This is a genomic window from Chryseobacterium sp. CFS2 (assembly GCF_036543225.1).
GTDB classification, from domain to species: Bacteria; Bacteroidota; Bacteroidia; order Flavobacteriales; family Weeksellaceae; genus Chryseobacterium; species Chryseobacterium culicis_A.
On sequence record NZ_JAZHQU010000011.1, the window covers coordinates 77214 to 91275 of the forward strand.

General features: G+C 35.1%; 10 protein-coding genes. All 10 read left to right on the forward strand.

The features are described 5' to 3' along the window. Nucleotides 1-58 precede the first annotated feature (58 nt). The 10 genes from ODR02_RS21240 to ODR02_RS21285 all read left to right on the forward strand — a co-directional run bounded on the left by ODR02_RS21240 (nt 59) and on the right by ODR02_RS21285 (nt 13783). Nucleotides 59-457 (forward strand): hypothetical protein, encoded by a 399-nt coding sequence (locus tag ODR02_RS21240; RefSeq protein ID WP_209783949.1) that lies wholly within the window; start codon nt 59-61, stop codon nt 455-457. 122 nt (nt 458-579) lie between these two features. Continuing rightward, a complete protein-coding gene (locus ODR02_RS21245; RefSeq protein ID WP_309513476.1) occupies nt 580-990 on the forward strand; it encodes a hypothetical protein in 411 nt (136 codons plus the stop codon). Between the two features lie 263 nt (nt 991-1253). Continuing rightward, nucleotides 1254-2891 (forward strand): T9SS type A sorting domain-containing protein, encoded by a 1638-nt coding sequence (locus ODR02_RS21250; protein ID WP_309513477.1) that lies wholly within the window; start codon nt 1254-1256, stop codon nt 2889-2891. A 6-nt stretch (nt 2892-2897) separates the two neighbouring features. Further along, nucleotides 2898-6119 carry a hypothetical protein gene (locus tag ODR02_RS21255; RefSeq protein ID WP_309513478.1) on the forward strand — a complete coding sequence of 1074 codons (3222 nt, stop codon included), beginning with the start codon at nt 2898-2900 and terminating at the stop codon, nt 6117-6119. Between the two features lie 11 nt (nt 6120-6130). After that, nucleotides 6131-7147, forward strand: a complete 1017-nt coding sequence (locus ODR02_RS21260) for a hypothetical protein (RefSeq protein ID WP_309513479.1) — start codon at nt 6131-6133, stop codon at nt 7145-7147. 4 nt (nt 7148-7151) lie between these two features. Further along, a complete protein-coding gene (locus tag ODR02_RS21265) occupies nt 7152-10787 on the forward strand; it encodes a DUF6443 domain-containing protein (protein ID WP_309513480.1) in 3636 nt (1211 codons plus the stop codon). A gap of 17 nt (nt 10788-10804) precedes the next feature. Further along, nucleotides 10805-11278 (forward strand): hypothetical protein, encoded by a 474-nt coding sequence (locus ODR02_RS21270; RefSeq protein WP_309513481.1) that lies wholly within the window; start codon nt 10805-10807, stop codon nt 11276-11278. Nucleotides 11279-11490: 212 nt separating this feature from the next. Further along, nucleotides 11491-12597, forward strand: a complete 1107-nt coding sequence (locus ODR02_RS23610) for an RHS repeat domain-containing protein (protein ID WP_408916072.1) — start codon at nt 11491-11493, stop codon at nt 12595-12597. A gap of 7 nt (nt 12598-12604) precedes the next feature. Beyond that, on the forward strand, nt 12605-13174 hold the full coding sequence (locus tag ODR02_RS21280) for a hypothetical protein (RefSeq protein ID WP_309513482.1): 570 nt from the start codon (nt 12605-12607) through the stop codon (nt 13172-13174). 288 nt (nt 13175-13462) lie between these two features. Further along, nucleotides 13463-13783, forward strand: a complete 321-nt coding sequence (locus ODR02_RS21285) for a hypothetical protein (RefSeq protein ID WP_309513483.1) — start codon at nt 13463-13465, stop codon at nt 13781-13783. Nucleotides 13784-14062: the final 279 nt, after the last annotated feature.

Here is a 14062-nt window from a genome sequence, read left to right on the forward strand (position 1 = left end):
TGTCTTTTTTGGCATGATTTTTAATAATACCTCGTGTAATTATTATATACAAATTGACATGAAAAAAACAATTTTATTAAGCACAATGTTCCTGGGTTCTTTAGCATTTGCACAGAAAGGAGTAATAAAAGGTGGTGACAAAGATGCGCACGGATGTATTGGTTCTGCAGGGTATACTTACTCTCAAATTAAGAAAGACTGTGTAAGAACTTTTGAACAGAAGATTAAGTTAACAGAAGTAGCTCCGAAAGAAAGCTATACTTCAATAGCTGCAGTTATTTTCAGTAAAGACATGAAAAAAGCTGAGGTTTTTGTAAAAGATGCCGGTGAAAGAAGTATTATTCTTACCAGAGCAGGAGGTAAAGCCAAAGCATGGAAAAAGGATGGTTACGTATTGGTTCCTTACAAAAAGAACGGTTATCAGCTTAAAAAAGATAATATCGTGATCTATCAGTAAGATCAGATTTCAAAAAAGAAAAACCACTCGCAAGAGTGGTTTTTTTTGTACCTTAGGGAGAAATTAATTAATATCACATTTTTGGGATATTTTTAATCCATCAGAAAACAAAAATTTTATATATGAAAAAAATAATTTTACTCAGTACCATGTTCCTTGGTTCATTTGTTTTTGCTCAAAAAAGTACTCCTGTTCTGGGAGGTGACAGAGATGTTCATGGTTGTATTGGTTCCGCGGGATATACCTATTCACAGTTAAAAAATGACTGTATACAAACTTTCAGGCAGAAAATAAAACTCAAAGAAGTAAATTCGGATAAAAGCTATACTTCAATGACAGCAATAATTTTCTCAAAAGACATGAAAAAAGCTGAAGTTTTTATTCCGGATGGAGCTGCAAAAAGCATTATCCTGAATAAAGAGGGAAAAGGAAAGGTCTGGAAAAGCGGTTCTCATATTAAAGACAGCTATGTTTTAACTCCATATAAAAAAAGCTACCAAATCAAGAAGAATGATGAAGTAATTTATCAGTAAGATTAAATTAAAAAATACGAAGCCACTCGGAAGAGTGGTTTTTTTGTGGTATAAAATCAATGAATTCAATTGGATTTTAATACGACAAGTTTTGTCGTTGTGGGTAGATATTTTTGCCATATCGTAGAATGAAAATATACTAGAATAAATGATAAATAACATGATTAACGGTACCACATAAAAGTGACTTTCTACCTTAAAAAATGTTAAATTTGCGAAGTTTTAAGAAACTAATTACTAACTCAAAAAACGACAACACGGGAATGAAAAAACTTTATCTCGGTGCATTCACCCTATGCACAATCTTGGGCGTATCCGCTCAGGAAGTGGTGTGGCAGAAAGACATCCAATCCTCTACCCAGGATTTTCTAAGCCAGGTCACCACCACCATCGATCAGCAATATCTGATCACCGGAAGTTCTATTCAAAGCGATAAGCAGCAGACTTTGGGCAGTAAGCAAAACAACGGCTACGATTTCCATCTGGTAAAACTCAACCAGCAGGGACAGGAAGTCTGGGAGAAGTATTTCTCGGGATCCAACCATGATTATTTATCCGCAACTGTTACCACTCAGGATGGCGGATTTCTCTTGGCTGGAACTTCTTATTCCGGTAAAGGATTAGATAAAAAAGAAGATTCCAAAGGAGGCTCCGATATCTGGTTAATCAGAATCAATGAATTTGGCGATGAATTATGGCAGAAAACCTTAGGTAGTTCTTCCGATGAAGAGGCCAGAGCAGTCATTCAAACTACAGATCTAGGATTCTTTGTAGCCGGGAATGTACAGAATTCGGCAAAAGGGTACGGCTCCAAAGATGTATGGATCACAAAATTGGATAAAAACGGAAAAGAACTTTCCCAATTAATCTTAGGTGGAAAAGGCTTAGATGAAGTCGAAAAGATGATTCCCACAAAAGACGGCGGCGCATTGCTTGGAATTTATTCAAGAAGCACATCTGTTAAAACAAATAATCAGCAATCAACGACTAACACTAATATTCCGTCTGACAGAACTGCAACCCATAACCTGTTATCTGCAACCTCAAAGCAAAGCGACAACTTCGGTGAAGGCGATTACTGGATTGTCAAGTTAGACAAAAACGGAAAAGTAGAATGGGAAAAGAACTTTGGTGGAAAAGGTGATGACCACATCAGAACCCTGGCCTTAACTTCAACTGGCTTTGTCATTGGTGGAGAATCCAGATCAGAAAGATCAGGCAATAAAACGGTAGGCCTGGAAGAAGGAACAGACCTTTGGCTGATTTCCCTAAATGAAAGAGGTGATGAACAATGGCAGAAATCCTACAATTTCAAGAACCGGGATATCTTAATGGGAATGAGTGTGATTCAGAGCCAAGATACAAGAACCAAGAATCAAGACTTTACAAAAGGAATATTGTTGGGAGGTTATACCCAGGCTGAAGGAAGAATACAGACCGATGATGAAACCTTCTGGATGCTCTATCTGGATCAGAATGGAAATGAGCAGTGGAGAAAACACGTGAAAGGAGAATCCAGACAAAAAGAAGAAAGGCTTTCCGACTTAAAACTGAACCGAGATGGCTCTATTATTTTGGCCGGAACCAGTGCAGAAGAATTGGGGAAAGAAAACTGGAAGATCGTAAAACTGGGTGATAGACAGGTGGATCAGCTCATTGAAAAATATGATATCAAAATCTATCCAAACCCTGTATCAGATTATGCCTACGTAGAAATTGGCTTTGATTTTAAAGAGGCTGATATTTTATTGTATGACATGAGTGGAAGGCAACTTCAGAGTATAAAAACAAAGAACAGAGTAACGAAGATTAATACCCAGGCTTTGGTTCAGGGAGCTTATCTGGTGACGATAAAAACGGATTCGAATAAAATGGCGAATGCCAAATTAATTAAGAAATAAACTACGATGAAGAAAACAATTATGCTGTTGGGGACATTATCCACAATATTTGCATTGGGTCAAAGTTCAGGAGTCTCACCTGAAAATAAATTTGCAATTTCAGTCAAAAGTCCTGATGCCAGCCAGTTGTCTAAATTTATAGATATCCCTAATGCGACTTCTACCGGCACTATTGGTGTTGATATTCCTATTTATACGCTAAATGTAGATGGATATAAATTGCCTATTGAGTTGAAAAATCATGCTTCAGGTGTAAAAGTAAGAGAGATGGCAACTAAGGTAGGTTTAGGCTGGTCATTAAGTATGGGAGGTATTTCTTTATCTAAACAGATCTTTGGAGCAGATGATAGGGGCTGGATTCCTTATGTTAACCCGGTTTCATTTAAACCTAACGAAGTTGAAAATGATAATGGCCTTGCAGCTATTATAACAGGTTTCCAGGCAAATGCTCCAGATGTCCCGGGTAAAAAACATGATACCCAGCCTGATATCTTTTCTTATTCTATTGGGCAGTTTTCAGGGGAATTTTATTTAAGCAGTACAGGCCAGGTTATTCAGGTTCCTTACAATAATATTAAAATTGTATTAAATGGAGGCTTGTTTGAAATAACAGATGATCAAGGGATCATCTATTATTTTTCTGCTGCCAACCAAACCAGAACCCTTGGCGGTTCTATGCCTACAGATGATGATTATTTGTTGTCAATGACTGATTATGAGATTGATAAGATTAAATTTCCATCTGGAAAAGAAATTAAATTCAATTATCTTAAAACAGATTATTATAAATATATAAGCAACAGTACAAAAAGGTATGAAATTTATAAAGATTGTCAATACTCAACAACAAATTCTGTATTTAGAGAATTTTTAAGCACAACAGAAGTTTTTGATGAACAGTCAATAAAAAGTATAGAGTTTGGAAATGAGAAAGTTGAATTTATTTACTCTAATAATAGACAGGATTTGAATAATGGACTTTCACTTGATAAAATAATCGTTAAAAATGGAAGTCAAACGATATCAACACATGATTTGGTTAAAGATTACTTTAACAGCTATGAGGTAATTGCAGGGGATGCTACCACGGCGAAAAGATTGAAATTAAAAGAAGTTGTTAATTCAAATGATGGTTCAAAATATAAGCTTTTCTATAATGAAGACAAAGTTTTACCCAACAGACTTTCAGATGCTACGGATCATTTTGGTTTTTCTAACGGAGGAGGTTCAGAGACAGGCATACCGTTCACACAGTTTGCAGGAAAGACGTATGGATCTAATATCGATAAAGAACAGCATCTTGAATATGCGGTTTCAGGCAGTCTGAAAAAAATTCAGTATCCAACAGGGGGAAGTATGGAAATTGAGTATGAAGGTGATGATTACTATACAACGAGGAAACTTGTAAAGTTTGAACAAAAAAATGTTACCATTGACAGTGATGTTGCCCCTTATTATGAATTTTCAATTGCCGGACATAATATTGTAGACTCCTATGGAGGTAAAGTTACTTTTACTTCCTACTTCTCTAGCCCTGTTAATCCTGAAAATACAACACTTGACCTTCCTGTAAAATCTTATTTTGAGGGTGAAATTATGGATACTGATGATAATGTTTTGGCTAATTTCATTTTTACTGGTTCCTTGCCTTTAACCTTAGATAAAAAGGATGCATACAGATTAAGAATCAGAAAAGTTAATTTGCGTGGGCAGGCTCCGCACATTAATCTTGACGATTATTATGCCACACTTGGATTAAGCTGGACAGAAATATCAACATCTCAAATAACAGGAAATTATAAAACAGGTGGATTAAGAGTAAAAAAGATCATTAAAAGAGATGAGAATAATGCTGTTGCCCAAAGTGTTGAGTATAATTACAATGATGATGAAGGAAAGTCTACAGGGAATTATGTAGGAGATGATGTCAATTACATTTATACCTCTCCTTTGCAAACTGATCCCTCTAGCAATATATGTCAAATAACGACAATTGGTAATATTGGTGCATTTAATTCAAGTACAATCAATGGAAAACCTATTGTTTATGATAGAGTACAGACAAAATATATCGGAAATCAGGAAAATTATAAAGTTGTAGATACCTATTCCAATAATAGAGGGTTGAATCCCATTGTGCTTAATCCGACTGTGTTTACCTATTTTGATGGTAAATATAATCTTGGGCAAATTAAAAAGAAAGAATATTTTAATTCATTAGGTAAATTAGTAAGAAGCACGGATTTTGAATATGAAAATGATTATTATTTTAATAAATTTTCTAACGATTACATTGCTGCGGAGCCTTATTTGACAATAAAGCCTTATTCTATTTTAGTTAGTGGTTATCATTTATTTATTAATATTGGTTCTCCTTTTCCTGCAAGCTATAGAGCATTTTATAGTGTTGAACGGTATCAGATTTCTTCCGCTTGGGTCAAGCAGAAAAGCATACTATCAAAAACCTATTTTAATAATCAGGAGCTCTCTGAGCGTAAAGAATACTTTTACGATCCAAACTATAAACATCTCAGCCCAATAAAGGAAAGAATCACTTATTCAGATAATAAGGTAAATGAGTCTGCATTTGCTTTTGCTCATGAGAAAAACAATCAAAAATTAATTACAGCCAATATGGTTGGGGTTCCCTTAGAGGTAACAGAAATACAAAAGCAGAGCCTTAACGATCCTAATGAAAAAGTTGTTTCCAAAACGGAAACCAAATATGAAAATCCATCGAACTTACTTCCGAGCTCAGTAGTCTCTACTGATCTACAAGGTGCTGTTTCTACAGAAGTTACTTACGATCAATATGATGTGAAAGGCAACCTTCAGCAGTATACAACTAAAGATGGTATTTCGACGGTAATTGTCTGGGGTTACAATCAAACTAAGCCTATTGCGAAAATAGACGGAGCGAAATTAACAGATATCCAGCAGTCCTTAATTGATGCTATTGTGACGGCTTCCAATACAGATGCTTCTGCAGCGGCTAATAATGATGAAACCTCACTTTTATCTGTACTGAATACATTCAGAAATAGTTTGCCAAACTATCAGATCACAACATATACTTATGATCCATTAATTGGTGTTCGAAGCATCACACCTCCATCGGGGATGAGGGAAATATATATTTATGATTCAGCTAACAGGCTTAAAGAAATCCGCGAAAAAAGCTATACAGGTAACCTATTAAAAGAATTCAAATATAACTATAAACAATAAAAACTTAAATTATGAAAAAAATACTATTCATTGCAGGAATTTTAACAGCTCAATTATCTTTTGCACAACAAGGAGCATTTTCTGAAGTAACCATTCAAAATCCTTCTCCTATTTTATATTTAAAAAGAAGTACTAATGATGGAGGATTTATCCGAGGGATTCAAACCCAATATCTTAACGGAACTAATGGATGGTTTTTTGGTGATTTGCATGGCAGCCAGTGGATTGTTTCCAAAGGAGATTATACGAATCCCAAATTGGTTATTAATGACAGTAACGGATATGTGGGAATTGGGACAGTAACTCCTTTAAGTAAACTTCATGTTGCGGGAACCATTATGGCAGGAGCTGGTGATTCTGTGACGGGGATTAATGCTTTTTCTATACCCTATGCCAGTGGTTCAATGAATAACTGGGGGGCATTGCGAAGCTCGGGCTCCTCTTATATGAGCTATGGAGTAAAAGCAAATGGAACAAATGTAGGATGGTTGTCAAGCAGTGGGGAAGGGAACTTTGTAAAAACAGCAATTACGCTCGATAATGAAGGTTTAAAATTATTAGCATCAGCCTCTCAGCAAGTAGCCATAGATTCACCAGTTTCGATGCCGGAAATCATGAGAATTTCTTCTACAGGAAATGCTTTACTACAAGGTAAGTTGGAAGCTAAAGAAATTAAAGTAACGCTAACCCCGACTGCTGACTTTGTATTTGAAGAGAACTACGATCTTCCCAATCTGGAAGAGGTAGCAAAACATATTAAAGAGAAAAAGCACCTTCCTGAAATTGCGTCTGCAAAAGTGATGGAAAAAGAAGGAGTAAATGTTGGTGAATTTCAGATTAAGCTATTGCAGAAAATCGAAGAACTTACTCTGTATGCTATTAAACAAGAGAGACAATTAAAGGACCAGCAGGAAAAAATACAAAAATTACAAGGAGAAAATTCAGATTTAAAAAACGCTGTTTCAGAAATCAAGCAATTGAAAGAGCAGTTTCTTATGATGAAGTCCAATACAACCCCATTAAAATAGAATAATGTTTAGAAAAATATATATAAGCATTGGGTTGCTATGGAGCCTTCATCACTTTGGACAGATCGTCTTAACCGCTCCTCCCACTCCTAATACTGAATTGGCAGACCCTCAAAGTATACGTATGCTTCCAGGATTCAAGTTCAGTTCTGCTAACGGAACGTTTCGGGCCTATATTGGTGGATCATCATCTGGCAATGGAGAAACGTATACTCCCATTACAGTCAATTATTCGTCTAATATTCCGAGTACAGAAAATTATGTCTATACCAGGCAATATCTTGTTCCTACAGCAGTTTCGGACGGATCCCTTCAGCAGATACAAAGTGTTCAGTTTTTTGATGGACTGGGAAGACCCAAGCAGTCTGTCAGTATTAAATCAACTCCTACAGGAAAAGATCTTGTAACTCATATTCCTTATGATGGATATGGAAGGCAGGTGGATAGCTGGCTTCCGGTTCCTATGTCCTCATTAAGTGGAAATATCCAGACCGGAGTAGAAGGAAGTGCTAACAGCTACTATCAGTCTAACGGCATTAATGATTCCTATCCTTTTGCTCATAAAACTTTGGAAAATTCTCCACTTGACAGAATTTTAAACCAAAAAAATCCAGGGACTGACTGGCAAAGCAAACCTGTTGTTTTTGGATATGAAGCCAATGTCGCAGGTGAGGTTAAAAAATATACTACTGTTACCACATGGGTTGATGGAGCTACTTCTTCTGAACTTAGTGTATCCGGTACATACGGAAATGCGCAGCTGTATAAAAACACGGTAACCGATGAAGATAATAATAAGACCGTAGAATTTAAAAATGGCAGAGGACAGACTTTACTGGTAAGAAAAGTAATCAGTGCCTCAGAAAATGCAGATACCTATTATGTGTATAATGAATATAACCAACTGGCGTTTGTTATACCACCTTTGGCTTCGGCTTCGGCAACAGTTTCAGCTTCTGCTTTGGAGCATCTTTGCTATCAATATAAATATGATGGTAAAAACAGGCTTGTAGAAAAGAAACTTCCAGGGAAAGGCCTGGAGCAGATGGTGTACAACAAAAAAGATCAGATCATCCTGTATCGTGATCTTGCCCTCAAAAATGGAATTGCGAACTTTTCAGCGGATCAGTCATGGATGTTTACCAAATATGACCGTTTCGGAAGAGTAGTGTATACCGGGATTACCAGAGATACCAATCCAAGAAATACGATACAGAATACTATTGATAATCAATCTGGCGATACTTTTGAAACCCGCGGTGGAAGTTTTACCCTGAATGGAATAAGCATTGAATATGGAAACGCTTCTTATCCTACATCAGTTGCTAAACTTCTTACTGTTAATTATTATGATACCTATCCTCAGGGAGCGCCAGCGGTAGCTTTAGTCTTAGGACAGGAAGTATTGCCGCAGCCAACACAGAGTACAGAGGTAAGTACCAAAAGTCTTCCAACCGCTTCTTTTACTAAAAATATTGAAAATGATGGTTGGACAAAAGTATATACTTACTATGATAAGAAAGGCAGAGCCATCACTACCCATTCTTTGAATCATCTGGGAGGATATACAAAGACGGAAAGCTTCCTGAAGTTTTCAGGAGTACCTGAGTATAGTCTTGTTGAACACAAAAGATCAGCGAATGATACCAAAGTAAACATCAAAGAAACTTTTGAATATGATCACCAGGAAAGACTGGTAAGACACTGGAATCAGGTAAACGGAGGTGCTCAGGAACTGTTGGCAGAAAATCTGTATAATGATTTGGGGCAATTGCAGACTAAAAATGTAGGAAATACCACAGGCAGTCCACTACAGAGTGTCAAATATGCCTACAACATTAGAGGCTGGATGACAAAAGTTAATGATCCTGCCAATTTGCAGAATAAACTCTTTGCTTACGAACTGCGCTATAGCAGACCTAACAGCCAGTTTTCAGGTTCTGCGAGATATAATGGAAATATTTCCCAAATGTCATGGATTACACAGAATGATGCGGTACTGAGAAATTATTCCTATGAATATGATGGCCTTAACCGACTTAAGGAAGGCCGTTTCTGGGATGCCATGAACTTAGAAAGAGGAGAATATCATGAACAACTTACCTATGACCTTAACGGCAATATAAAAAGTCTTTTAAGAAGAGGAAAGCAGCTTCCGGGATATACAGCCCCTGAAGTAATGGACAATCTTGAATATCACTATGAAAATGGGGAACAAAGTAATAAGTTATCTTATCTTAAAGAAATCGGAACAGGAAATGCCATAAGCGGATATCCGTTAGCCTCAGGAAGTACAGGAAGTACCATTACTTACGATGTCAATGGAAATATGAAGACTCAATTGGATAAAGGAATTTCTTCCATTCAATATAATTATCTAAATTTACCAGGAAAGATTACCCAAAACTCCAAAGTAACTGATTATATTTACAGAGCAGACGGTGTGAAAGTAAGAAAGATTTTCGGAACAGAAACAACCGATTATCTGGATGGCTTCCAATATACTAATTCAGTATTAAAATTCTTCCCTACGGCAGGAGGGTATTTTAATTACGAGACTGGAAAGTATGTGTATAATTATACAGACCACCTTGGAAATACCAGGTTGAGCTATGCTAAGAATGGAGCAGGAACAGAGATCATTGAAGAGAGTAATTATTATCCGTTTGGATTGAAGCATGAGGGATATAATGTGTTGGTAGGAAATCCAAATTATAAATACAAATACAACGGTAAGGAGCTTCAGGAAAGTGGTATGTATGATTATGGAGCGAGGATGTATATGCCAGATCTGGGTAGATGGGGAGTGATGGACCCTTTAGCAGAAATGTATAGAAGATATTCTCAATATAATTATACAGTAAATAACCCTATTAATTTTACAGATCCAGATGGAAGATGGGTAAGAGGTGCTGGATTTTGGAACAATCTTACGAAATCTGATGCAAGAATTCATGCGGAACAATGGGCAGATCAGCTAGGCTCTGGTAATTACAATGTAACTATTAATAAAGGTAACAATGGTACTTGGAACGTAACATCACATACCCTCAATTTAAGTATTAAAGATACTTTTAATTCAAAAGGATTAGTTAATACACTTTATACAGATAGTACTGAAGGAGGTGGTTTAGGTACTCCACCGTCATCTGGTGATCCGTGGGGATCTACATTTAGTTCTATTCCTGATTCAAGAGGAAAAACAGATATTCAAATGCATGTTTCTGAACACCCTCTAGTACAAGCCACCGCAATTGATTTGTTGCTCTCAGGGACTGGAAGCTTTTTAAGAAATTTATCCCAAGTAGATGATGTAGTTGAACAAGTAGGTCATACAGTACCTTGGGCTAAAATGACGAATGCAGAGCGAAGAGCTTTTCAGCATAGTTATTCAAGGCATGCAAAAGAATTTGATCTTCCTAATTGGTCACAATCTCAAGTTGAAATTAACCAGGAGTTATTCAATAATGCTGTAACAAATGTTAAAGCTGCTGGTGTTAAAGGTTTTTTTAATTCACGAGAATTAATAAATGGGGTTAAAACTACAGTAAATAGAACAGAACCTGTAATTAACGGTCAAAAATATTATTACTATGAAACCCTACAAGGTAAATTTATAAGCTCAGGAAAAATGCCATAACTATTAAAAATTAAATTATGCCACAATATATTGATTCATATTATCTTGTCTATAATAGAAAGTTAGACGTAGTGAATGATTTCTTCAAGAAATACTTTCCTGCTGGAGGAAAAGAATTAGCAGCAGACTATCCGTTTCCTGAATTTTCTGATTATCCTGACGTAACTTTTTATTCAGCAAAAGAATTGCTTTTGCATTTGGAAAAAATGCCTAATTTCGAATATACTATTTACTTTCAAAACAATAATCAACTATCAGAAATCAAGCAAATCACCTTACAGTACACAGATGATGGAAATATAATTTTTGGAATATCTATCATTGGAGATGATCTGTCTACGGCAAGCAGTATTCAAATTTTTAAACAGGTTAAAAAGTATTTGCATTCAGATATTGCTTGTATTACAATGGAAGAACCACCTCCAATAAATTCTGATGAATTTATAATATTTTGTAATGAAAGGTTCATACCTAAATTTGATGACTTTTAACTTTCGTTAATAAACAATTCCCCTCCCCCAAGCTGGTGCGAGCATCTTGCTCGTGTCTAGAAACCAAAACAAAACCACTGCTCATGCAGTGGTTTTTATATACAAATAGATTCTAATAATTATATTCCTCCATTCAGTATAATTATCTAAATTTACCAGAAAAGGTTATCCAAAACGCCAAAGTAACAGACTATATTTACAGAGCAGACGGGGTGAAAGTAAGAAAGGTTTTCGGTATAGAAACAACCGACTATCTTGATGGTTTCCAGTATACGGATTCTGTATTGAAATTCTTCCCAACAGCAGAAGGGTATTTTAATGTTGAAACAGGAAAGTATGTATATAATTATACAGACCACCTTGGAAATACCAGATTAAGCTATGCTAAAAATGGAGCAGGAACAGAGATCATTGAAGAAAGCAATTATTATCCGTTTGGATTGAAGCATGAGGGGTATAATGTATTAACAGGAAATCTAGCTTATAAGTACAAATACAATGGTAAGGAACTTCAGGAAAGTGGAATGTATGATTATGGGGCGAGGTTCTACATGCCGGATATTGGAAGATGGGGTGTGATTGATGAAAAAGCAGAAAAGTATCGTAGCTGGTCATCCTATACTTATGCTGTAAATACACCTATTAATGCAATCGATCCGGATGGGAAAGATATTATATTTGTCACAAAAGATGGAATAAGTCTTCAATATAGGAATGGAAATTTTTATTTTACAAGTGGAAATTTAAGTGGACAGATATACGATGGGCGCAATCAATCTATAAGCAAAACGCTGTTCAAATTAGCGAGAGCATATCGAAAAATCGAAAATTCCGGTGATAAAGTATTAATAGGAATGTTGCATCAACTGGAAAAAAGTAAAAATATTCATCAAATACAAGAGGGGAGTGCAAATAATGTTTTTATCCTTAGAAAGAATTCTGCTAAAAATTATGAGGGAGATGGGACTATAACTCAATATGATTTTAGTCAATCTCGAAAGGAGTCATTTAAAGAATCAGAAAAAGTTCCCAGTTCTGATTTTTCAACAGTTGTACATGAAATGCAACATCAATATGATTATGAAATAGAAAATGCTTTTGGTACAAAAGATTCTGATAAAGAATCAGCAAGAGATCCCTTAGAGCAAAGGGCTGTTAAAACAGAAAATAGAGCACGAAAAATAGAAGGTTTACCAAAACGCATAAATTATGGAGAAGACAAAATTAATCCTAATCCTCCAAATTATATTTTACCCGGTGATAGACTTAGAGAAGAAAGAAAAAAAACAAATTTACCCCAAGATAACTCAATACATTAAAAATAGTATGAAATCCATATTAGATATTAATATTAAAATAATTTTATTCTTTTTAGTATTAATTTTGAATTCTTGTTCCAAATCAAAAATTCATATTAATGATACATTAATTAAAGAAATATCAAGCATTGATAAAAGTAATAAAAGGGATGTTACTTCATCCTATATTCCAGAAAAAGCAACTTATTTATTATACTTGAAATTAGAGAATAACAAAATGTTATGTATAAACGCTTTAGAATTACAAGATATTTATAGTAACTATTATAAAAATAATTATAAAACTTTTTATGATTTTTTGCAAGATGCTTTAAATCAAAAAATTAATTTAAAAATAAATCAAATATATAAATATGAAGGAATAACATTTAGTTTAGATAGTCAAATAATTCAAGTTTCTAATCATCATGTAGAAAAACAATATTTGAAAAAAATAAATGAGGAAACTTTCTGTTTTTATCCAAAGGATAGAGCTTTAAACCAAGTTCAAACAATACTATATAAAATGTATTTAGATAATTATTTAATTTCATTTGATGATTATGCAGGTAAATATATCATTACAAAATTTAAATAATTTCTCCTCGCTGACGCGAGCGTCTCGCTCGTTTTTACACTAGAATAAATAACAACCCTTGCATTCTTGCAGGGGTTGTTTATACTATAAGTTTTACTACTTTTAAACTTTGAATAAAAAACAACTTTGCTTCCTTCAGCAGAAGCTTAATCTATAATTGAATTCTGAGAATCTATATATGGGAACTTAATAATTGAGACAGGGACACGAACGAGACGCTCGCGCCAGCAAGGGAAGAAGGCAAAGTGAATATAATCAAGTAACTCTTTGTAATAATATTGATTAAATATGTCAAAAAAAATTATTGTACCCAAGAATAAAGAAGCTGAAATTGCATTGGATTATGATGTTGCAGGTCCAGATCAGATTGTAGAATTAAGTATAGCGAATGGTGAATTTAAGAAATTATGGGATAGAGGTATCTTTATTCTAATTAATAAAATATCCAATAGCAATATAGATGATTTTGAAGATGAACATATTACAAATTTAGATTCTATATATAATTCATTGAATGAGTTAAAGAAAAATTCTAATAGCTCAAATGAAATTAATAGAATGTTTGAATTGGCTTTGTCATATGGAACCAGCATACATTTTTATTTCTAATTATCTTGTACGCCCGCTGGCGCGAGCATGCTGCTCGTGTCCACGACAGAATAAATAACAACCTTGCATTTGTGCAAGGGTTTGTTTATACTATAAGTTTTATTATAGGTCTCCTTACATACTTCACTAATTAGCTATAACCATTTTGTAAACCGTCTCCAGCCCCTTCGAAACTGCCTTTAGGCACTATGGTAAGTATCTCGAGCCACTTCACCAAGTATCGGGAACCACTCTATAAACTGTCTCCAGCCCCTTCAGAAGTCCCTCCAGCCACTTCCA